Raw genomic sequence first — 20,392 nt, 5'->3', positions numbered from 1 at the left:
GCCCACAGAACGCCATGGCTCCGATCCGACTTATAGCCTTTCGCATTTTGCATGGCCAGCTTGGCCGCCTCGCGGAAATTACTTTCCGTGGCCTGTTTGCCTTTAAGGAACTGTTCTGCTTCGGTAAGCCGCCATGGTTTGTGTGCCACCCCTCCCATTGCCAAACGGACATCAGAAATGGTGCCGCCATCTACTTGGATAGCCGCAGCAACCGACACCAATGCAAAGGCATAAGATGCACGATCACGAATTTTGAGGTAATGCACATGTGAGCCAAACTTGTTGGCAGGAATTTCCAGTGCCATAATTAACTCACCACGCTTTAAGTTAGTATCTATCTGCGGATTATCGCCAGGCAGGCGGTGAAATTCGCTAAATGGAATACGGCGTTCCCCATTTGGACCTTTAACCAGTACCGTGGTATCGAGCGCTACCAGTGCGACACACATGTCACTCGGATGCACAGCAATACAGTTGTTTGAGGCACCAAAAATAGCATGCATGCGATTAAACCCTTTCAAGGCACCGCAACCTGTACCCGGATCTCTTTTATTGCAAGGCAGATCGGTATTGTAGAAATACGGACAACGCGTACGCTGAAGCATGTTGCCACCAACCGTTGCCATGTTCCGGATCTGCTGCGAAGCACCCTTTAATAACGCTAAAGAAAGTAAAGGTTGTTGATTTTTAACGAGTTTATCATCAGCGACCACACTGTTTATCGCAAGAGCGCCAATGTGGAGTTTACCTTGGCGGGACTCAATTTGATTGAAATTAAGTGAGGTTACATCGATGAGTTTATCGGGCGCCGCAATCCCTTTTTTCATCAGGTCAACCAGGTTGGTGCCGCCTGCAAGAAATTGGGAAGTGCGGTCTTTGGTAACGGTTGCAATAGCAGTTTCGGGTGTATTGGCCCTCACATATTGGAAATTTTTCATATTGGCAGCCCCTCCTTATTGACTTCAGCAATAGCTTTAACTATATTATGATAAGCACCACACCTACATATATTTCCACTCATATATTCACGTATATCATCGTCATTACCAGCATGCCCTTCTTTGATGCAGGCTATGCCCGACATGACTTGTCCCGGTGTACAATAACCGCATTGAAAACCATCATGTTTGATAAACGCCTCTTGTAAAGGATGTAATTTCTCACCATCTGCAACACCTTCAATGGTGGTTACCTTATTATTTTGCTGGGTAACCGCAAGGGTCAGGCAGGATAACACCCGCTGGCCGTCAACGTGAACAGTACAAGCCCCGCATTGGCCATGATCGCAACCTTTCTTTGTTCCTGTAAGGGACAATTGTTCCCTAATAAGATCGAGGAGGGTTACCCGGGGCTCAACGGATAAATTGTGCTTCACACCGTTCACTTCCAGCGATAAGGGTATTTTTTCGAGATAAGCAGCAAACTTATCGTCCAACTTCGCATCTGCTGCTTTAAGCAACGCGCCTGGTGAAAGGCTGATAGCTGTAATTAAGGTAGACTGCTTGAGAAAATCGCGCCGAGGATTACCAGCTTCCTGATTTCCGTCAGCATCATTTTGGTGGGTATTTTTTTTTGCCATAACAATTCAGCTGTTTGGATGGAGTTTAAACGAAACCCTTGATCCCGATTATTTGTTTTAAGTTAAGAAACATTGACAGGTAACATCCCTATTACATTTTGCCTGTCACTGATTTGATCAGTTTAACTTCTTCTTCATTATAAGGGCTTCCGTCGTTTTTAAAAATCTCATGAAACCAGAGTGTAGGCTCAGCACCATCAGCAATCCGTTCATCCCATGCATATTTAGTGTTGGTCTTCCCATCAACCAAGCCCCAATTAATTGCACCTACATTTTCATTTTTTAACATGGGTAATATGGCAGCAAAAGTACTGCCCTGTTTACGCGCCATATATTCCGTACAAATCAATGGTCGTTTATGTTTCCGCAAGGACTTTATTTTTGCGAGGTGCTCTTTTGGCCTAGAATAGGAATGGTAGGTGATCACATCCGAATTTCTTATCATTACCTTGTTAAGGTCCTTGAGCTTGCTTGCCCATATACCAGCGGTAATTGGCTGTGCCGGATTTACCTCCCTAGCCCATTTAAATACATTGTTTAAAACCAATAAACTCTTGTTACCTTGGTCACTGTTACCGGGTTCATTAAACAAATCCCACATCAGGATTCTCGGATCTGTTTTGAAAGTGGTCATGATATCCTTCACATAAATTTCAAGCGTATCCATCAACTTGGGATTTTTGTGTATTGCTGTGCCTGGGTCGCGTACCCAGCCACTATTGTGCTTCCCTAAAATAGGTATTGGTTGTATGCCATTAGCATAGCCATCGTTCCAGCAGTCGTCAAAAAACACAAAAGAAATTTTGATACCATGGTGTTCAGCAACCGTCAGAAACTGATCAATTCTATTTTTGAATCCCTGGCGATCGTGTTTCCATAAGGTATGGTGTAAAAATACCCGCATGGTGTTCATGCCAATATTTTCTGCATAGCCAAATTCTTTTTCAATAGCCTTTAAATTAAATGTTTCCTCCTGCCAGAACTCCAGTTGATTAATGGCATAGGCAGGCGTATAATTCGCTCCTACTAGCCATTTCTGTTGCGTATACCATTGATTGGCTTTTTCTTTTGACCATTTCTGGGCAAAAACAGGAAGGATGAACAGGCATAGTGCCAGCAACAGGAGGTAAACTTTTTTCATAATCTTAAATATAATAGCTAAGTCAGTTTGAAAGGATCAGGCTGACAGCAATTTAAAGTTAAAATTATTTTGCGAGTTGAATCAATTTGAACAAAATTATTGCTAAACCTGTCAATGTTATAAATCTTTGAAATAGTTAAAATACCTCTTGCAGGATTCAACCTAATTTCATTACTTTGTACTACAAAGTACTTTTAAATGAAAGAAGCAGATGTATATTCGGAATTAGCTTCCATAAGGTCACTTATGGAACGCTCCTCTAAATTCATTTCCCTTAGTGGACTGTCTGGAGTCATGGCGGGTATTTACGCATTAATTGGGAGTTTCTTTGCCTATAGGATACTTTACAAAAACGCTGGTGCCTTGACAAATCCAAACTTTGAAGCCTATACACCTGAAGTTTGGCCCCGGTTAACCATTATTGCCTTCATAGTTTTAATTCTTTCTGTAAGTACCGGCCTCGCCTTATCGGCAAGGCAAGCCAAAAAAGAAGGACAGTCGTTCTGGAACCCTGTAAGTAGACGTTTGTTCGCCCGAATGACAGTACCCTTAATTACCGGGGGATTGTTTATTATTATTCTATTGTCGCATGACGATTTTCACCTTATTGCCCCCGCCTGTTTGCTTTTTTACGGCCTGTCGCTTGTAGCTGGAAGTCATTATACTTTTTCTGACGTTAAATGGCTGGGCATGTGTGAGATTGGACTAGGTTTGTTCTGTGCCGCACTACCAGGTTATGGCTTGCTATTCTGGGCCTTTGGATTTGGTATCCTTCATATTTTATATGGTTCCATCATGCATTTTAAATACAAGCAGTGAAGGTAATACTAGAACAATTCGATAAAGCATTTGAAAACCGATTACGCCTGCAAATTATGAGCGTACTTGTTGCCAATGCGCATTATGATTTTAATTCGCTGAAAGAATTGTTGAATGCCACGGATGGTAACCTTGCCTCCCATTTAAAAGCCTTGGAGAAAGAGCAGTATATTACTGTGAACAAGAGTTTTGTGGGCCGTAAACCAAATACCCAGTATGCGGCATCACTAACAGGCCGTGAAGCATTTAAAAAGCACCTACAGGCACTTGAAGATTTAATAAAACAACAAAAGAAATAACCTTTTTTTTAACTTTTTACTTTGTAAAACAAAGTACTTTTAATCGATCGTCATGGAAAATCAATCAACCAATTGCAATGGCATCATCAACTGGATAAATGAATCCATTTTGTTTCGGGTAGGTATCATTGGGTTTTTAACACTTTTGCTATTCATCCCCTCTGTGTTAATCCAGGAACTAATCCAGGAACGTCAGAACAGGCAGGAAGATGTCATCAAAGAGATCGCTGATAAGTGGTCTGGCAGCCAGCTTGTTGAGGGACCGGTGATGGTTCTGCCCTACAAAACAGTGATACAGCAAAAAGAAACGTCAGGTAAACTAAGTTACGAGGAAGTAATATCAAATATTTATATCTTGCCCGAAACCTTAAACATTAACAGCAGCGTGAAGCCAGAAACACTACACAGGGGTATTTATGATGCTGTCGTTTACAACGCGCAGGTAAAAGTAAAGGGGGCCTTCAGTGCGATGGAGTTACAGAAATCGGGCATCAACCCTAACCAGGTACAATGGGATAAAGTGAAAGTAGTTATCGGTGTAACCGATTTGAAAGGACTACAAAACAACCCTGTGATTCAACTGGCGGACCAGCGGCTCCAGGTAGAACCAGATTTTACGTCGTTGAAGCTGTTTAGCCATAACCTAATCATTTTACCCAACTTGAGCAAAGATAAAAATACAGCTTTGACCTTTAGTTATGAGTTGGAAATCAGGGGAAGTAATGCGTTAAATTTTCTGCAGCTCGGTAAAACTACAGTGGTTAAGGTGAAAGGCGAATGGAACAATCCCAGTTTCACAGGACGTTACCTGCCAGAAGATCGAGAAGTTTCTAGCACCGGTTTTAGTGCAACATGGAAAATACCGTTTTTTAACCGCCCTTATCCACAGCAGTGGATCGCTGAAAACACCGATTTAAACACAGTTATTCAAGAATTACCGAACGATGTAGCGCCTACTCCTGCTGCACAAGCATCCATAATCCCAGATAAGCAAACTAGTGATGCTTATTTTGGTGTAGACTTCAAATTACCCGTTGATCAGTACCAGAAAACCATGCGTTCTGCAAAGTATTCCATATTAGTGGTGTTTTTAACTTTTATATCCCTATTGTTCACCGAAATGTTTAGTAAAAAGAGAGTTCACTTGCTAAACTATGTCCTTATCGGTGCCGCTATGGTAATTTATTATGTTTTATTGCTCGCTTTTAGTGAACAGGTTGGCTTTAATAACGCATACTTAATCGCCTCTCTATCAACCGTAGCCCTGGTAGGTGGCTTTTTGGCGGCCTTGTTAAGAGATAAGCGTGCCGCCCTGCTGTTCGGAGGCACCCTTTCTGTATTCTATAGTTTCATTTTTGGGATCATTCAACTGCAGGATATGGCTTTACTGTTTGGAAGCGTTGGCCTGTTTACAACAGTGGCTGTGCTGATGTACTTATCAACAAAAATAGACTGGAATAAGAATGGTAATTAAACCGTTTAGGGTTAAACTTACTTTACGGCTTTAAAACGGGCTAATGGCATCATCCTGGCTTTATTAAGTGATAAATCATCTCCATGCAGGCTATAATTGTCTACACTAGCTAACACATATTTTAGGCCATTTTCGATGTCCATGTTCTCACAAGCCATCATAGTTGACATGCCCTGGTTGAATTTTATTCTTTGGTATTCCTCCAGGATAAATTCACCACCCAATCCATTACAGCCACCGGAAGCGGAGTAACGATTATCTTTTTTATGGAATATAATAAACGGCTCTTTGCCGTTAATCGAATCCGCTACCGGCTTGCCATCAAGCTCAACGAGCTTCCATTTCCTATCTGTAATTCCAGTGGATGTTACTGTTTCATCATTATCTTTAGGTGACTCATTTTTTTTGAAGAGGTTACAAGCGGTTAAAGAAAGTACGCATATAACGAGAGCAAGGCGGGATATTGTTTTCATAGGACGTAAATTTTGTACAAAAATATTTATACAAATATACATTAATTCCACATGGTTCCATTTAGGCCTAAAACCGTACCTACCCATAGACCAATAATGTACACGATGACGCTTAGTACATTGGCTCCAATTTTTGCCCAGTTGCTGCGATAGCGCCGACCATCCATAAAATAATAGAAAGCGCCACCTACAGCACCTGCCAGCGGCACGATTACCAAAGGTTTGACCAGCCACAGCTTTCCCCACTCAGGGTTTGGTTCTTCAGCATTGAGCAGAAATAAAGAGATCAGGATTAATGCAATAGATGCACCTTGTATCATTCGTTTGGCCAGAGTACCCGGATGTTGTGTTGGCTGTGATGATAAATTGTCTGATGATGTCATGATAGTATTTTTTAGTTGCAGTGATTATAGTTGATTAACTACTATAAAGATAACTAAAAGTACTTTGCAATTCAAAGTATAATAACGAAAAATCGCTGATACCCAAAGTCTTCCAGTGGGCACCTAATTTATTACTGGCTTAAAGAGTATAACTGTGTTATTAATGTGTGGCACTTGCTTCAGGTAAATAAAAATAGCCTCCAGATCGCTTTCTTTCATACCTCCATACATGGACCATGGCATGGGCGTATTCATTTCGGTCGCTGCAACACGTGAAGCAGTGTAATTGGGTGAAGCGAAAGTTTTAAAACGGGTAATAAATTGATCATTGGTCCAGGAACCTATACCAGTAGCATCCGCTGTAATATTTGGGGTGGTTAAAACACCTCCAGGCATTTTGAATACCATTCCACCGCCAAACTCCGTCCCTTTAATCAAACCTCCCATATCATCCATTTTACTGTGGCAATCTACACATCCGGCTGCATTAACCAGGTAAGCACCATAACGCAGCGTATCTGTAGGCTTAGGTTTTTCTACAAAACTTGCCTTCTGGGGCATAGTGTTTATGAGAAAGTTAACCGGGAAATCTATTTGTGATTCGGGTATCTTTCTGTCCACCGCTTTTAACGACCTTAGGTAAACAATGATATCATTTATATCATCCTGATCCATTCTACCAAAACGATGTGAAGCCATTAGGGAAAATAAAGCCCGGCCGTCCTTAGAAACGCCAGTTGTCACGGCACGGAAAATTTCACCATCAGTCCAATTGCCTAGTGCCGCCGGAGTAATGTTGGAGGAATAAAAAGTTCCCGGAAAGCCCATTTGTTTATTAAACACCTCTCCGCCACCACCGGGATAGACGTCGGCTATTGGCGCTGCGAACTTTGTCCAATCACGTTTACTATGGCAGTCCATGCACACAGTTACATGATTGGCAAGGTACCGGCCATTTTCAAGGTTCTCAGAAGTTCTTTTTACCTTAAGATCTGGAGGAGGACCAGTATCTGGCAGGGCCATTTTAACATAGGTTCCCGCGGCAATTAGTAACAAAGCAAAAACACAAGCCAGAAGGGCAATAACTTTCAAAATTTTCATTGAATCGGTAATTTTAGGAAATGACAATTAACCAGTGAGTAAGCATCTAAATTATTGATAGACAGAAGGTGGCTTTATAAATTTATTAATTTAAGTTTCGCATTTAAAAATAAATTTACAAATATAATCAACAAAATTTCCAGCGCAGGAATTCAGATAATCTGGGGAACGCTTAACCTGCAGCAATCAGGTTACGATTTAGATTATATATAGCAAATAGTAACTTGGCTTGCATGAAAAATTGGATCAATTCATTAGACCTTAAGGTTATCCTCGCATTCGGTGCAGTATATATTATTTGGGGAACGACCTATCTGGCGATCAAGATCGGCATTGCAGAAATGCCCCCATTTTTAATGGCCACATTTAGGTACCTCATTGGTGGTACTGTGCTGCTTATGCTGTGCTTAATAAGAAACACGCAGCCTTTAAACATACAGGTTTGGCAAAATCTGTTATTAGGTGGTTTGATGCTTACCCTTGGACAGGGCACCTTGTTCTGGGCAGAGCAATATATCTCTTCAGGACTTACCGCTGTGCTGGTTTCCACACTTCCTATCTTTTATATACTGGCAGACCAAAGAAACTGGAAAAGTTATTTCCACAGCAAATTAACCATCGTCAGTATATTATTGGGACTTATTGGCATAGTAGCACTGTTTAAAGACCAGCTCGCAGAGGGCATCAATTACAACCCGTTAACACTTATTGCTTCGCTGGTGGTGTTAGGCTCTTGCTTCATCTGGGCATTGGGCTCCCTCTACTATAAGCGAAAGGCAGCGCCTGAAAGGTTATTCCCGGATGTTGGATGGCAGTTAATTGGCGGGTCAATTGCCTGTCTTGTGGTTAATCTTTTTACCGATCCTTTAAGTAGTTTTAGCTTTGACCAGGTGTCAATCAAAACCTGGGGAGCGATTTGTTACCTCGCTATTGCTGGTTCAGTGATTGCTTTTACGGCATCATACTATCTGTTATCAGTTCGCCCACCCGCTGTAGTTGGTACTTATGCCTATGTCAACCCTATCATCGCTGTGTTTTTAGGGGTGCTCGTCGCTCATGAAGAGGTATCGGCTAGCCAGCTCTTCGGAATCGGCATTATTTTGGTGGCAGCTTACCTGGCAAACCGGGTGAAGCTAACTATCAAGTAATCATACCCTAAAACAATTTTTATGAAAAATAATGTGAATGTGGATATATCCTCAGCAGAAAGTGAATTTCTTGAAAAACTTCAAAAAATTGTTGATGAAACCATTAAAGAGGAAGACTTGGTTATCAATAACCTGATTCACCCGGCAAAGGATGAACTTACACCTGTCCAAAAAATATCTGATAAAGTAGCACGGTTTGGTGGAAGCTGGAAATTTATCATTGCTTTTATAATCTTTATGGTCTTTTGGGTTACTATTAACACGGCCGCAGTGGCCAGCAAACCTTTTGATCCCTACCCGTTCATTTTAATGAACCTCGTTCTATCGTGTATTGCTGCGCTGCAGGCACCCATCATTATGATGAGTCAGAACCGTCAGGAAGAGAAAGACAGAATGAGAAGTGAGAATGATTACCTCATAAACCTCAAAGCAGAAATGGGCATCCGCAGCCTGCAACAAAAAATGGATCTTTTACTGGGAGAACAAATTAAACAACTGTATGACTTACAAGCAATTGAAATCGAATTACTTAAACAGCTCCACGAGAAAAACAAGGCCAAAAAAGGCGAATAATTTTGTTCATTTGATTAATTCATTCATTAAAATCAGGTCATATGGTCGCAGCAATTACTGGTTTACCAGGAAGTGGAAAATCAACTTTTGCCAAAGCATTGGCAAGTCGAATTAACGGTAGACACATTAGCAGCGATGCGATGCGATTTAAGCTGGCTCTTTACGGCCAATATGACGAAAACGCCAAGTTGGCGGTTTATGATTTAATGCTTAAAGATATGGAAGATGCGCTTATGGCAGGAGATAACGTAGTGCTGGATGCCACATTTTATAAAAATTCAATACGTGAACGCTTCAAGGAAACAGCCCGGAAATTTAAGACCCCATTTTTTCTGATTAAAATTGAAGCCGCAGAAGCGGTGATCAAGGAAAGGATCTCAAAGCGTCGCGAGGATAGTGAAGCCGATTTTCAGATATACCAATTAATAAAAAGCGAGTATGAACCCATAACAGATAATTATATCACCCTTAAATCGGATCAGGCCTCACTTGATATGCTAGTAGGTCAAGCTATTGACTTTATCGAATATTCTGATGGAACGTTATAAGGTAGAACAACTATTGCAACAACTATTCTCAGTTTGCCAGGATTTAAGTCCAAGCCTGATAGAAACGCACATTTCATGGGTCATTCTGGCCAATAGTTATGCTTACAAGATTAAAAAGCCAGTAAAATTTGATTTTCTCGACTTCTCGACCTTATCAGAAAGGAAATACTTTTGTGAGCGGGAACTGTTATTAAACAAACGTCTTGCAGCTGATATGTATATTGCTGTAGTTGGCATCTATCAAGAAGGAAACACATTTAAACTCCAGGAAGCATACAACGGAGCAGCAATAGAATATGCCGTAAAAATGAAAAAGATGGATCCTGATCTTGAACTGAGCACCCTGATCAGAAATAACCAAAATATTGAAAATCAGCGCATCTTAAAGCTTGCACAAAAAATTGCCCAATTCCATTCCCAGGCACAGGTAATAAATAAGCAACCAAATTTTAATGGCATAAAATCAAGATTTAATGATATCGAGGTAGCAAAATATGCAGCTGCGCAATTGCTTGGACCTTCTTTTGCTACACTAATAACAGAAGTCATCAGGAGGTCGGACTTATATTTGGAACAGCACGCCTCTCTTTTTATGGAACGTTCAACACAGGGTTTTGTCCGTGATGTTCATGGAGACCTTCACACTGGAAATATATTATTATATAAAGATCCTGTGGTTTTTGATTGCATAGAATTTGACGACGAATTGCGTCAAATAGACATATTAAATGAGGTTGCCTTCCTTTGCATGGATTTGGAAGCATGGCAACGTAAAGACCTCAGTACATTATTCTTTGATCATTATACGCGTTTTTCAGGAATGCCTGAGCTTAATCGTTTTGCGTCTCTCTTTCACTATTATAAAATCTTTTGTGCTAATATCAGGGCAAAAGTAGCGTTAATAAGCGCTGTTGATGCAAATACACTACACTTGAGCAACGAAAATGAGCAGACAGCTTTGCGTTATCTTAACCTGCTAAAATATTATATATCTGCACAATACGTTTCATAAAATACAGCTCTCAGCTATTCACCTTCAAAACATAAAACCATGAGTAAAGAAACAAATGCTGAGGTACTTGAAATAATCAATGCCGTACACTATCGCCCTGCATTGTCGCTTATTATGCCTTTGCAAGCAAAAATTGGCTTGCAGGTGGAAACTACCAAGGCGCTTAAACTTGCTGCCGATAAAGCTGAAAAAGAATTAGAAAAAAATTACCCGGATGAACAGTGTAAACTAATCATGAAAAAACTCCACAACCTGTTGGACGGGCTGATTGTTCCGCCAAATAAAAAGGGTCTGGCAGTCTATGTGTCGCCAATTTTTGAAAAGACCGTCTTTCTAGACGATACAGTAACAGAGAAACTTATCGTTGATGAGTCCTTTGAAGTAAGAGATTTGTTGTACATCGAAAGACAAAAAAAATCTTTTTTGTTACTTACACTAAGTAGTACGGACGCAAAACTATATAAATGGAATAATGGTGAATTTGAGAAATTACCATCCGCACTTCCAGCATCAATATCGGAATTTATAAATGATGCGCCCGAAAAATCAGCAAATTTTACGGACACTGATAATCGCAAGCAATTACTTGTAGAAAAGTTTCTTCACCAGGTAGACCAGGAACTCGGCAATATTCTCTCTTCCCAACAATTGCCCCTTATGGTGCTCACCACCGAAAAAATTATCGGTGAGTTCAAAAAGAAAACTCATCACGCAGCATCGATTATCGGTTACGCACGGGGCTATACCGAGGAAGCAACGCCATATGAATATATGAATCTTATAAAACCCCAACTGGAAGCCTGGAAGCAAGCTCAAGAAGAAAAAATACTGTTGCGTTTAACAAACGCTGCCAATCAGAGAAAGCTGGTAACTGGTATCTATAACATATGGACACATTTAGCCACCGGCAAAGGCGGTGATTTGGTGGTTGAGAAAAACTATCATTTTGCAGCGCAACGCGGGCCAACACCCGACATTATAGAACCACTCATTGAACCTTATAATGAGTTCTCCTATATGAGGGATGCCGTTGACGATGTCATTGAAATAGTTGTTAAAAATGGAGGTGAGGTAGAATTTACAGAGGACGGGGTTTTGCAAGGCCATGAACACATTGCATTAATCACTTATTATTAGTTTTATCTGCCCGTTCCGATTTCATATTGTCACCATCTTTAAAATGTAACCTTCTAAAAATAAAACCCGACAGAATCGTCAGCGAACCGACCACTAGAAAAGTATAGCGAAAAGCATTATGAATTTCATTCTGAATCAGCTTCACATCACCCTCAAATATTTTTAACACAATCAAGCCGAATGCGATACCAAAACCAATTGCTAACTGCTGGTTAACGGATACCAACGAATTTCCGCTGCTGGTATGGTATTCCCTCAAGTCGGCTATTGAAATTGAGTTCATAGCGGTAAACTGGATGGAGTTGAAGAATCCGAGGACGGCAATAATGGGTATATACCAGTAGATGGATGCATTCCCTGAGGGTATAGCCATGCTACAAATCAAGGCACCAATAATCATCGTGTTGGTCATTAGTGTTGCGCGGTAACCATATTTATTTAAGATTCCAATCACCGCAGATTTACCTAACATAGCAGTTAGTGCCATCGGTGCTACGATCCATCCTGATGTGACTGCAGACTGGCCATAGGCGATCTGAATCATCATAGGAAGCAGTAACGGAATTGAGCTGATTCCCAAACGGGTAACCATATTCCCTAAAATTCCTACCCTGAAAGTTCTGACCTGAAATAAGTTTAAAGGAAAAATCGGGTTGTCGTCTCTTGCAGCGTGCCGGTAATAAAAATATAACATTAAAAAGCCGGATAGCATGAGCATTAATACTGGTGTAATATGAACGGTATTGCCAAACAACTCCAGAGAAATGGAGAGTAATAAGGAAGCCGCGGCAAATATAAGAAAGCCCTTCAAGTCAAAATCAATAATTGGCGACTTATAATCTGGCATGTATTTTAAACTTAGCACTATACCCAATATTCCAATAGGGATGTTGATTAGAAAAATCCAATGCCAGGAAAAATAATCCACCATATAACCACCTACCAGTGGTCCTAGCACAGGGCCAATTAATGCCGGGATGATGGCAAAATTCATTGCCTTCAATAACTCTTTCTTATCAAAAGACATGATCAGGGCTAATTTCCCAACCGGTGTCATTAAACTTCCCCCTACCCCTTGTATCATTCTGGCAATCACCAAATGAGTTAAGTTCTGAGAAAGCGAACAGAGCAGAGAACCTAAACCGAACAAGAACAAGGCAAATATAAAGACCTTTTTTGTGCCGAATTTATCAGCCAGGAACCCGCTTACCGGCATAAACACAGCCAGGGTAAGTACATAACTGATGATCGCATTCTGCATGTTCAATGGCGATTCATCAAGATCTTTGGCAATGGCAGGCAATGAAGTATTCAGGATCGTAGAATCAAGCATCTGCATAAAGATGGCGGTAGCCAAGATAATTGGAAGCAGTTTTTTTGTGGATTCTAGTGTTTGGGCTGATGCCTTCAAAGCCATAGGTTACAGGTCAGTTAATTAATGCCTATGTAACAAACTAAAAGTAAAAATGTTGGACGCTCCTGATGAGGCAGTACTATAAAAGCTTTTTTACAGCTGTTACCATTGCAACCACAATCACACCCGCTATCGCACCCATTGCCATCTCTGTGAAAATTGCTGGGATTGTAGGAAACAGTCCATGCAAAAACGGAACGTTGTGGGCGAAAATACCGCCAGCAACCATAATCAGGGCAATTGTACCCACCACTGCAAGTATTTTAATGATTACAGGAAGCGCACTAACCAATAACGTCCCCAAAGTATTCAAGAATCCTTTTTCACCGCTCCGTTTAATCAGTTTAAAGCCTAGATCGTCCATACGAACAATCAGTGCAACGATACCATAAACGCCAATTGTTGCAAGAAGCGCTACAACTGACACCGTAAGGATCTGTATCATTAGGCTACTTTCGGCAGCAGAACCAAGGGCGATAATCACAATTTCGACCGACAGGATAAAATCAGTCGTAATTGCCGACTTGACCTTTACTTTTTCTGCATCGGGATCTTCTTTCAGCACTTCCTCTGCAGCCTGGCGAACAGGCTTCTTACGGTGAAAAATATATTCCACAATTTTCTCCATCCCTTCATAAGCCAGGTACAAACCTCCGAACACCAGGATGACCTTGATCGAAACGGGCCAGAAAACATTTAGTGCAATGGCAACGGGAACGATGATCAACTTATTTATAAAAGAGCCTTTGGTAATCGCCCACAAGACAGGAATTTCTCGGGATGATAGGAATCCAGTTGCTTTTTCAGCGTTTACGGCCAAATCGTCACCTAAAATACCTGCAGTTTTTTTTGTCGCCAATTTCGCGGCTACTGCCACATCATCCATTAGTGCTGCGATATCATCTAAAATTGCAAAAAAACCAGAAGCCATGCGTGAAGAATTTATGCCGCAAAATAGGGATTAGATTACATTATACTTCATTCTTAATGATATAAAATTTTAATTAATGCGATTTATATTACAACCTATACACAAGTGATACAGGCTCACCAATAATTATTTCGCTTTTTAAACCCGCAGCCTGCTATAATAAGAAACTTAATTTTTAAATTTTTTTTCGAAATTTACCTGCATAACTTAAAACTTATGAGAAAAATAATCATTTCCGCTTTTATGACTTTAGATGGCGTTATACAAGCACCAGGTAGCCCAAATGAAGATCAGTCAGGAGGTTTCCAGCATGGTGGATGGGTTGCCCCTTATACGGAAGAAGTCAGTAGCCAGTTTATGCAAAAGCAGATGGAGCCTTCAGATCTGTTATTAGGCAGGAAAACATTTGATATTTTTGCATCTTACTGGCCAGCAAATGCAGCTGCCTGGCCAGGCATTAATGAGGTTACAAAATATGTCATCTCCACCACTAAAAAAAGCTCAGATTGGGAGAATTCAGTATTCCTAAATAGCGTGGAAGATATTGAAGCACTCAAAAACACAGAAGGTACAAACCTTATCGTTTGGGGAAGCAGCGAACTTTCTCAACTGCTTTTTATGCATGATCTGGTGGACGAACTCTGGCTCAAAATTTTCCCGTTAATTTTAGGACATGGTAAAAGACTTTATAATAACGGTGCACTTCCTGCCACTTTCAGCTTACAGGAACATGTTATAACCCCGAAGGGAGTTATCATGGCGAATTACATCAAGGCAGGAGAATTAAAGACCGGCACCATAACTTAGGCAGTCATTCCTTATTTTTAGTATTGAAAGTAATACTAAACTGATGAATAAAATCTTCTGTGTATTGACCTGAAGGGTCAAGGTCAGGATCCAAAATGGTTATTTCCAAACCTGTTGCTTTTGCATCTGCTAAAAGCAATTTAATGATTTCATTGAACTCCTCATACCCTAAACCACCTTGCTGACGGCTATCTACCGCTGGCATGATGGTGTCATCCAACACGTCAACATCAATATGAATCCAGAAACCATCCAGTTTCTCTCGATGAACCATTTCAAGGAAGTTAGCTACACATGTCTTTATCCCTTCATGCCTCAGTTGCGTAAGTGGGATATAATTGATATCTGAGTCTGTTATGGCTTTTAAATACCAGTATTCTTCGTCTCTGTTACCCACACACCAAGCGTGTTTATCTTTAACATAGGGTTTCTGTCCGTTTATATTGGTAAGTTTCTCATGACCAGATCCAGTAACAATAGCGAGGTCCATTCCAGCAGCACCAGCCGTTTGAGAAAGCGATGGCCACATAAAATCGGTATGACCGTCGAGGAAGAACAAACCGTAAACACCCTTATTTTTTAAGGCAAGTGCATTGCCGATTAAAATACTGCAGTCGCCGCCAATTACGATGGGAAAGTAATGTTGCGATATTACTTTCTGTAGTAATGCAGCCTGTATCTTTGCATAATCAACGATCTGATCTGCATTCCTCACCCCTGATGTTTCATCCAGGTCCATGCTGTAAGGCGGTGGATCCAACCTAATGGTTAAATTAGGATTTAATTGCGCATGAAATCCATGGTCATTAAGAAAATCAGGCAAGTGTTTAACCCCTGGTTCGTGGCCAGGATATGGCTCTTTTAAACCAAGGTTAGAAGGAAATTCCAGGATGCAAATATTTTCTTTCATCTAACTTTATGTCTCGTGTTGATTCGTTTCCATGTTTATAGAATCCCCCTATACATGATTCTTAATGTACATATAGCTACTTTACTGAAACAGCAAGGTTCAGCGATATAGAGCCATTTGATGGCTGTAAACGAAAAGCTGCACCGTTTGTTGGCTTAGAAAAGGTCCCTCTATTTGCAACCAATCTATAATTCGTACCTTCAAACGTACAGTTAATGCCCGATGGAACAATACTTGTAAAAGGAAGCTTTGCTACAGAGGCCGTGGTCAAATCCATAAACCAATTTAACGGTTCCTTACTTACAAGCTTCACTACGAATGTTTTTTCATCCAGATCCATTTCAAGACTTCCACTGATAGATGTTAATGACCAGGAAATATGGACGTTGCTTTTACCATTATCGGTAAAGATCGGATCATGTCCCTTAAGCAGTACTTCTTTCCCATCAATAATCGCTTTTAATCTTAGTCCTGCAATATCATCGTTTGTGCTCCAAATATAACCATCTACAATTGGCAAGGTATAAAAAGTACATTCATTAGAAGTCGCAACCTCAGTTGTATATTTATCAGGTACATTTTCATTAAACAAATGTATATCACGAATTCTTAGCCCCTGGTTCTCCCATAATAGGTTCATCCTGTAAAAGCGGCTGTTATACCACATGGTTTTCAGATCACTACCTTCAATATCCTTTGTAACAGCAAACGAGGTCGCAGGGGTAACTTTATAATTTTTTAAAACCAAATCCCTGACTGCTCCATAGTCTCAACCTTAACTTTCCCATCACTCCTAAGCTTGGCAATTAGTGGCATCTGAATTTCGTACCCTTTGGCCATTTCATCCCAGGTAAAAGAATTTTCTTGTCCAGCCTGAGTATAATTAAATCCCAGGGACCTGTCCTGAGTAAAAGATTGAAAGAACCAGTTTACCCAGGTACTATCACCACCACCAAATTTATAAACTGGTTCGAGCGTAATTACGCCTTGCCTGTTGGTACCAAAACCTGTATCATACTGTCGGATTGGATCACTCCCAAGCATTCTAAAAACAGGAACTGGAATTTGCTTATCGGCATTCTGAGCTGGCATGTAAGAGTTAATTTTACTAGGGTAATAAGCCTGGTTCCAGTAGCCACCCCATAAAGTATAACCATCCGTTCCATATTGATCCTTGCAATTAGCAGAAGCAATAATATGATACTTTTCATACATATAATTTAAGGTGTGGGCATCTATAAACCAGGAAGCAACCGATCTGGGGTAATAGCCAAATATTTTTTTAAAATCAGCCATATAAACATCGATTAATTTTTCACGTTCTGCAGGCGTATAACCAGTGGCAAAACCTACATCGGCATGCCAATCCCAAGGGTACCGTCCACGCCATTTAAGTCCTGCCTTTTCAACAAGTGGCTGTGGAAGTTCCCACCACGCTCCTATCTCGAAAGATTCTTTGGGAAGTGAACGAAGAAGCTTCTGGTACCGCGGGTCCATCATCGCGTCATACTGAAGCAAAAAAGTACCTGGAAGATTATATTGTTTCATAATTTCCACTTGCTTGACAACTGTTTGATAGAGTACTTCCTGCGTAATCTTAGGATCCCTTGGTTCTAGAAGCCGTATAAAATTTACAATGTTTACTATTTTAGGACCGTCAGGAGCAACATTAAGGACATCTGAAGACCAGCTTCTGATGGGTTTGAAGGAAAAAAGTAATACAATCCCTAATAAAACTAAAAGTTGGCAAAATTTAGTGGTCATACGGTTAAGTTTATCGTTCGTTTCTGTTCACAATTTATGTATTCTATCATCCTATTGTTATGGTGATTTGCTAAAATTACGTTGCTATTTTCTTTTATACAGTCACGATCATGAGTTAACCATTCCTTCCTTAATTGTTCAATAACGGTTTTACTTTATTTAACATTTCCTCGGCCGTAATATCAGCTAAATCGGCGATATTAAACATGGCCAGCGCCTTATTAAGCGCATTCAATTCCACTGTCTGGTTATTTTTCAGGTAAAATTCTTTTAATTGTTTGATTTTTTCGAAGTCCTGCGCACCTTCTACTATTTTCTCAAACCTAATTGAACTAAAAGGCCCGGGGTATACCATATAGGTATCGCCGGCAGGCCAGGTAATAAAACGACTGTCTTCCATAGGGTTCTTTGTCCAACTGTTATAGGCCCATCGTAGGTAACCATTCATATTTTTACTAGCTGTGTACCAGCCTATCCATATACCTTCTGCAGGAGGTGAAAAAGTGAAAGCATTCGGATAAGGTTCCACACAGCAAGTATACCAGGTGCTTAATTTACCTGCCTGCTGGCGCTTTTGCAGCGTGGCTGCAGGGAACTGAAATTTTGAAGCGATACAATAGGTGTCTATATCGTTTTCTATTTCCGGATGATAATCACCAGCCAGTGCAATTTTCCAGTCTTTATCGGTCTCTTTTAATAATTTGATCACCGCTTGCATCGCCTTCATAGGTCGTTCATCCATGGCGATATAAGTCTTGTCAAACCAACCCTTCTGTTTTAGGTGCCTGGTGAAATCAACTAGCATGGTTTTCCAAAATGCATTATAAGCAGGTGTACCAATCGCCTCTTCAAAAACTACTTCTTTTTGTAAGTTTTCGTCGAAATAGGTAAAGGCAATTTTCCAGGGAACCATACTATAACAATTGATCCGCTCGGTGATACCACATTGCATTACAAATTGCACATATTTATCAAATAAGCTATAATCATAAGTCCAGCGACCATCCTTTTTTTTGGTCCATTTGATTAAGCTGGGGTAATCATCATAAGTCTGGTGCCCCCATGGCTCGTTAACAATACTTGCTGTAATGGTTTTCTGACCAGCGCCAGCTAGCATCTTATAATACTTTTCCATAGCGTCAAAATGTTCCGGGCTCCATAAAGTAACGTTATGTACACGGGCTATAGCAGCGGGGTGTTGCCAGAGGTCAAGGTCATAGGCCCATTTGCTAGCTGGAGGAAGCATTTTATCCAACACCACTATGGAGAAAGGCATCTTATATTCCCTATCCGCTTTGATTTTAAATGTTCCTTTGTAATTCCCAGGAAGCGTGTTAGCTGGTACAGTTACACTGAGCCAGACCGGTTGAGTGTTGTTTTTAGCAATGCTAAGTGCAGTCTTTCTTGTATCAATGATGTCTGCAACCATAGATGAGTCAAAATCCTGAGGTTTACGGTGACCGCAACCATCAGCGAACTCATCAGTCATTACAAACTTTAAAAAGCCAGATGTTATATTTTCCTTGCCAATCACATGACCCTGGTTGTCTTTTAAATCTTCCACCTCCATACTAATGTTATCAACGCTTTTGCTCGTCCATAACAGGAGCTGTGTATGAACTTTCTCCCCTTTCCAGGCTTTTGTTTCCCAATTTGACTGTTTGTCTACTGAAGGCGGCAAATCTTTTGAAAATCTGACATTGGATGACGCGTAACTCGTGTTTAATCCATCAGGTACTTTCCCCCATTGCTCGGCAATGACCTGGGAATTCAAAACAGGCTTTTTTTGAAGGTCTAAACTTGCGTTTTGTGCAGAAGCATAAAAATTAATAAGAGATAGAAAGACGATACATAAATGTTTCATATTTCTAAAGTAGTCAATAAGTTATAAAGACCAACTCCTATCCTATCACCTTTTATACGCAAACGTTTGATAAAGATGTAACAATTTTAAACGTTTAATAAAGGAGACTATGATGGCAACCTCTTTAGAATAAGCAAAATTAGTTCGAACGGCGGATTAACTAATTAACATTTTTGAGAACTAGTTAACCATTATCAAGGTCTCTTAATGACGTATGGCTTACCCCCTGGGATTTTTTTATTACGGTAAGTTCTCCATTCAGTTCCATGACCACCGCCTCAACCTCATCAACATCGAGCATTCTGTATTTCCTAATTTCAGCATAGATCTCTTCTCGTGTCAACGCTTCTCTCTTCATGGCGTCGTCCAGAAATTCCCCACGGAAAAACACAATGGTTGGCGACGAATTAATTATTTTCTCCATCGTTTTAGACTCCCTTGCCGTTAAGGCCAAAAGGTACTGCAAAATGATGATGACGGCAAGCGCTACAGCACCTTCTGCTAAAGTTACCTTACCTAGAATCATCGAGGATAATGTGGAACCCAAAGTTATGGTAACCACAAAGTCGAAAGCAGTAAGCTTTGCAAGAGTTCTTTTTCCGGATATGCGGATAAATAAAAATAAGATAAAATATGCTAGTATTGCGCAAACACCAACATGCCACAGGCTTTCCCAATTCTTAAATAGAAGCTCTTTCATATGTAGATAAACATTAGGAATAAAAAATTGTTGGCATTTTTTCAATATCATAAGGCGATCGCTGTCTTTTCACCACTTTTTTTTAGGCAGTGGCTGGGCGGCCAATTTATTCGGAATTGTCTTGCGTTCTTAAACATAATGACTCCTATTTAATTTGAGGCCTAATAAACGTATGTTTGTTAAGGAAATTCAAACAGGATTACAAACAATCATACTAAATTTCATCTTTTAAATAAAATATGGAAAATTTAAAAAAAGCATACCTAGCAGGCGGCTGTTTTTGGGGAATGGAAGACCTCTTCCGGGTACGCCCAG

Annotated in this window: 23 protein-coding genes; 10 read left to right on the top strand and 13 right to left on the bottom strand. The window is 40.4% G+C overall.

Features of this window, described 5'->3' with window-relative positions; genetic code table 11:
* The 3 genes from ACR2F3_RS02215 to ACR2F3_RS02205 all read right to left on the bottom strand — a co-directional run.
* Nucleotides 1–938: FAD binding domain-containing protein (locus ACR2F3_RS02215; protein ID WP_432708345.1), on the bottom strand; the 938-nt coding region annotated here is incomplete at its 3' end.
* Nucleotides 935–1,579: a (2Fe-2S)-binding protein gene (locus ACR2F3_RS02210; protein WP_432708344.1), complete on the bottom strand. Its 645-nt coding sequence runs from the start codon at nt 1,577–1,579 to the stop codon at nt 935–937. The genes ACR2F3_RS02215 and ACR2F3_RS02210, both read right to left, overlap by 4 nt.
* A 91-nt stretch (nt 1,580–1,670) precedes the next feature.
* Complete coding sequence (locus tag ACR2F3_RS02205; protein WP_432708343.1) at nt 1,671–2,720, bottom strand: cellulase family glycosylhydrolase; 1,050 nt, start codon at nt 2,718–2,720, stop codon at nt 1,671–1,673.
* A 198-nt stretch (nt 2,721–2,918) separates the two neighbouring features.
* Here ACR2F3_RS02205 and ACR2F3_RS02200 point away from each other — a divergent pair, with 198 nt between their 5' ends.
* The 3 genes from ACR2F3_RS02200 to creD are packed head-to-tail and all read left to right on the top strand — an operon-like array spanning nt 2,919 to nt 5,312.
* On the top strand, nt 2,919–3,539 hold the full coding sequence (locus ACR2F3_RS02200) for a hypothetical protein (RefSeq protein WP_432708342.1): 621 nt from the start codon (nt 2,919–2,921) through the stop codon (nt 3,537–3,539).
* Entirely contained in the window at nt 3,536–3,838 is a 303-nt protein-coding gene (locus ACR2F3_RS02195; RefSeq protein WP_432708341.1) for a winged helix-turn-helix domain-containing protein, read from the top strand. Before ACR2F3_RS02200 ends, ACR2F3_RS02195 begins: the two co-directional genes overlap by 4 nt.
* A gap of 52 nt (nt 3,839–3,890) precedes the next feature.
* Nucleotides 3,891–5,312, top strand: a complete 1,422-nt coding sequence (creD, locus tag ACR2F3_RS02190; protein ID WP_432708340.1) for a cell envelope integrity protein CreD — start codon at nt 3,891–3,893, stop codon at nt 5,310–5,312.
* Nucleotides 5,313–5,329: 17 nt separating this feature from the next.
* Here the strand turns inward: creD and ACR2F3_RS02185 are convergent, their stop codons facing one another.
* The 3 genes from ACR2F3_RS02185 to ACR2F3_RS02175 form a co-directional block, all read right to left on the bottom strand.
* Entirely contained in the window at nt 5,330–5,785 is a 456-nt protein-coding gene (locus ACR2F3_RS02185; protein ID WP_432708339.1) for an META domain-containing protein, read from the bottom strand.
* 41 nt (nt 5,786–5,826) lie between these two features.
* Entirely contained in the window at nt 5,827–6,168 is a 342-nt protein-coding gene (locus ACR2F3_RS02180) for a hypothetical protein (protein ID WP_432708338.1), read from the bottom strand.
* 123 nt (nt 6,169–6,291) lie between these two features.
* Nucleotides 6,292–7,269: a c-type cytochrome gene (locus tag ACR2F3_RS02175; protein WP_432708337.1), complete on the bottom strand. Its 978-nt coding sequence runs from the start codon at nt 7,267–7,269 to the stop codon at nt 6,292–6,294.
* Between the two features lie 233 nt (nt 7,270–7,502).
* Between ACR2F3_RS02175 and ACR2F3_RS02170 the strand changes: the two genes are divergently transcribed.
* Genes ACR2F3_RS02170 through ACR2F3_RS02150 form a run of 5 tightly spaced genes read left to right on the top strand, consistent with a single transcriptional unit; the run spans nt 7,503 to nt 11,687 of the window.
* Nucleotides 7,503–8,417, top strand: a complete 915-nt coding sequence (locus ACR2F3_RS02170; protein WP_432708336.1) for an EamA family transporter — start codon at nt 7,503–7,505, stop codon at nt 8,415–8,417.
* 21 nt (nt 8,418–8,438) lie between these two features.
* The gene (locus tag ACR2F3_RS02165) at nt 8,439–8,990 is read left to right on the top strand and encodes a DUF1003 domain-containing protein (protein WP_432708335.1); all 552 of its coding nucleotides are present in this window, start codon (nt 8,439–8,441) and stop codon (nt 8,988–8,990) included.
* A gap of 41 nt (nt 8,991–9,031) precedes the next feature.
* The gene (locus ACR2F3_RS02160) at nt 9,032–9,538 is read left to right on the top strand and encodes an AAA family ATPase (protein WP_432708334.1); all 507 of its coding nucleotides are present in this window, start codon (nt 9,032–9,034) and stop codon (nt 9,536–9,538) included.
* The gene (locus tag ACR2F3_RS02155; RefSeq protein WP_432708333.1) at nt 9,525–10,550 is read left to right on the top strand and encodes a phosphotransferase; all 1,026 of its coding nucleotides are present in this window, start codon (nt 9,525–9,527) and stop codon (nt 10,548–10,550) included. The genes ACR2F3_RS02160 and ACR2F3_RS02155 overlap by 14 nt, the downstream gene beginning before the upstream one ends.
* 39 nt (nt 10,551–10,589) lie before the next feature.
* A complete protein-coding gene (locus tag ACR2F3_RS02150) occupies nt 10,590–11,687 on the top strand; it encodes a hypothetical protein (protein WP_432708332.1) in 1,098 nt (365 codons plus the stop codon).
* On the opposite strand, the gene ACR2F3_RS02145 is transcribed toward ACR2F3_RS02150, so the two are convergent.
* Together ACR2F3_RS02145 and ACR2F3_RS02140 are read right to left on the bottom strand one after the other, a co-directional pair.
* A complete protein-coding gene (locus ACR2F3_RS02145; RefSeq protein WP_432708331.1) occupies nt 11,674–13,104 on the bottom strand; it encodes an MFS transporter in 1,431 nt (476 codons plus the stop codon). The genes ACR2F3_RS02150 and ACR2F3_RS02145 overlap by 14 nt on opposite strands.
* 76 nt (nt 13,105–13,180) lie before the next feature.
* On the bottom strand, nt 13,181–14,032 hold the full coding sequence (locus ACR2F3_RS02140; RefSeq protein ID WP_432708330.1) for a DUF808 domain-containing protein: 852 nt from the start codon (nt 14,030–14,032) through the stop codon (nt 13,181–13,183).
* Between the two features lie 216 nt (nt 14,033–14,248).
* Between ACR2F3_RS02140 and ACR2F3_RS02135 the strand changes: the two genes are divergently transcribed.
* Nucleotides 14,249–14,839, top strand: a complete 591-nt coding sequence (locus ACR2F3_RS02135; protein WP_432708329.1) for a dihydrofolate reductase family protein — start codon at nt 14,249–14,251, stop codon at nt 14,837–14,839.
* A 4-nt stretch (nt 14,840–14,843) separates the two neighbouring features.
* On the opposite strand, the gene ACR2F3_RS02130 is transcribed toward ACR2F3_RS02135, so the two are convergent.
* From ACR2F3_RS02130 to ACR2F3_RS02110, 5 genes are all read right to left on the bottom strand, one after another.
* A complete protein-coding gene (locus ACR2F3_RS02130; RefSeq protein ID WP_432708328.1) occupies nt 14,844–15,749 on the bottom strand; it encodes an arginase family protein in 906 nt (301 codons plus the stop codon).
* Nucleotides 15,750–15,825: 76 nt separating this feature from the next.
* Nucleotides 15,826–16,416: a hypothetical protein gene (locus ACR2F3_RS02125; RefSeq protein WP_432708327.1), complete on the bottom strand. Its 591-nt coding sequence runs from the start codon at nt 16,414–16,416 to the stop codon at nt 15,826–15,828.
* 71 nt (nt 16,417–16,487) lie between these two features.
* Nucleotides 16,488–17,513 carry a hypothetical protein gene (locus tag ACR2F3_RS02120; protein WP_432708326.1) on the bottom strand — a complete coding sequence of 342 codons (1,026 nt, stop codon included), beginning with the start codon at nt 17,511–17,513 and terminating at the stop codon, nt 16,488–16,490.
* A 130-nt stretch (nt 17,514–17,643) separates the two neighbouring features.
* Entirely contained in the window at nt 17,644–19,377 is a 1,734-nt protein-coding gene (locus ACR2F3_RS02115) for a glycoside hydrolase domain-containing protein (RefSeq protein WP_432708325.1), read from the bottom strand.
* Nucleotides 19,378–19,561: 184 nt separating this feature from the next.
* Nucleotides 19,562–20,077 (bottom strand): DUF421 domain-containing protein, encoded by a 516-nt coding sequence (locus ACR2F3_RS02110; protein ID WP_432708324.1) that lies wholly within the window; start codon nt 20,075–20,077, stop codon nt 19,562–19,564.
* Nucleotides 20,078–20,316: 239 nt separating this feature from the next.
* Between ACR2F3_RS02110 and ACR2F3_RS02105 the strand changes: the two genes are divergently transcribed.
* Nucleotides 20,317–20,392 (top strand): peptide-methionine (S)-S-oxide reductase (locus ACR2F3_RS02105; RefSeq protein ID WP_432708346.1); only part of this gene is annotated, 76 nt, incomplete at its 3' end.

This window comes from Pedobacter sp., from assembly GCF_045627485.1.
Taxonomy (GTDB): Bacteria; Bacteroidota; Bacteroidia; order Sphingobacteriales; family Sphingobacteriaceae; genus Pedobacter.
The sequence above is the reverse complement of the archived record's forward strand: the minus strand, read 5'-3'. Positions and strand labels throughout refer to the sequence as shown.

Bases quoted from the DNA above. Each gene is read 5' to 3' on its own strand.
- ACR2F3_RS02210 (WP_432708344.1), bottom strand. From the start codon at position 1,579: ATGGCAAAAAAAAATACCCACCAAAATGATGCTGACGGAAATCAGGAA.
- ACR2F3_RS02205 (WP_432708343.1), bottom strand. From the start codon at position 2,720: ATGAAAAAAGTTTACCTCCTGTTGCTGGCACTATGCCTGTTCATCCTT.
- ACR2F3_RS02200 (WP_432708342.1), top strand. From the start codon at position 2,919: ATGAAAGAAGCAGATGTATATTCGGAATTAGCTTCCATAAGGTCACTT.
- creD (WP_432708340.1), top strand. From the start codon at position 3,891: ATGGAAAATCAATCAACCAATTGCAATGGCATCATCAACTGGATAAAT.
- ACR2F3_RS02185 (WP_432708339.1), bottom strand. From the start codon at position 5,785: ATGAAAACAATATCCCGCCTTGCTCTCGTTATATGCGTACTTTCTTTA.
- ACR2F3_RS02180 (WP_432708338.1), bottom strand. From the start codon at position 6,168: ATGACATCATCAGACAATTTATCATCACAGCCAACACAACATCCGGGT.
- ACR2F3_RS02175 (WP_432708337.1), bottom strand. From the start codon at position 7,269: ATGAAAATTTTGAAAGTTATTGCCCTTCTGGCTTGTGTTTTTGCTTTG.
- ACR2F3_RS02170 (WP_432708336.1), top strand. From the start codon at position 7,503: ATGAAAAATTGGATCAATTCATTAGACCTTAAGGTTATCCTCGCATTC.
- ACR2F3_RS02165 (WP_432708335.1), top strand. From the start codon at position 8,439: ATGAAAAATAATGTGAATGTGGATATATCCTCAGCAGAAAGTGAATTT.
- ACR2F3_RS02160 (WP_432708334.1), top strand. From the start codon at position 9,032: ATGGTCGCAGCAATTACTGGTTTACCAGGAAGTGGAAAATCAACTTTT.
- ACR2F3_RS02155 (WP_432708333.1), top strand. From the start codon at position 9,525: ATGGAACGTTATAAGGTAGAACAACTATTGCAACAACTATTCTCAGTT.
- ACR2F3_RS02150 (WP_432708332.1), top strand. From the start codon at position 10,590: ATGAGTAAAGAAACAAATGCTGAGGTACTTGAAATAATCAATGCCGTA.
- ACR2F3_RS02145 (WP_432708331.1), bottom strand. From the start codon at position 13,104: ATGGCTTTGAAGGCATCAGCCCAAACACTAGAATCCACAAAAAAACTG.
- ACR2F3_RS02140 (WP_432708330.1), bottom strand. From the start codon at position 14,032: ATGGCTTCTGGTTTTTTTGCAATTTTAGATGATATCGCAGCACTAATG.
- ACR2F3_RS02135 (WP_432708329.1), top strand. From the start codon at position 14,249: ATGAGAAAAATAATCATTTCCGCTTTTATGACTTTAGATGGCGTTATA.
- ACR2F3_RS02130 (WP_432708328.1), bottom strand. From the start codon at position 15,749: ATGAAAGAAAATATTTGCATCCTGGAATTTCCTTCTAACCTTGGTTTA.
- ACR2F3_RS02125 (WP_432708327.1), bottom strand. From the start codon at position 16,416: ATGTGGTATAACAGCCGCTTTTACAGGATGAACCTATTATGGGAGAAC.
- ACR2F3_RS02120 (WP_432708326.1), bottom strand. From the start codon at position 17,513: ATGACCACTAAATTTTGCCAACTTTTAGTTTTATTAGGGATTGTATTA.
- ACR2F3_RS02115 (WP_432708325.1), bottom strand. From the start codon at position 19,377: ATGAAACATTTATGTATCGTCTTTCTATCTCTTATTAATTTTTATGCT.
- ACR2F3_RS02110 (WP_432708324.1), bottom strand. From the start codon at position 20,077: ATGAAAGAGCTTCTATTTAAGAATTGGGAAAGCCTGTGGCATGTTGGT.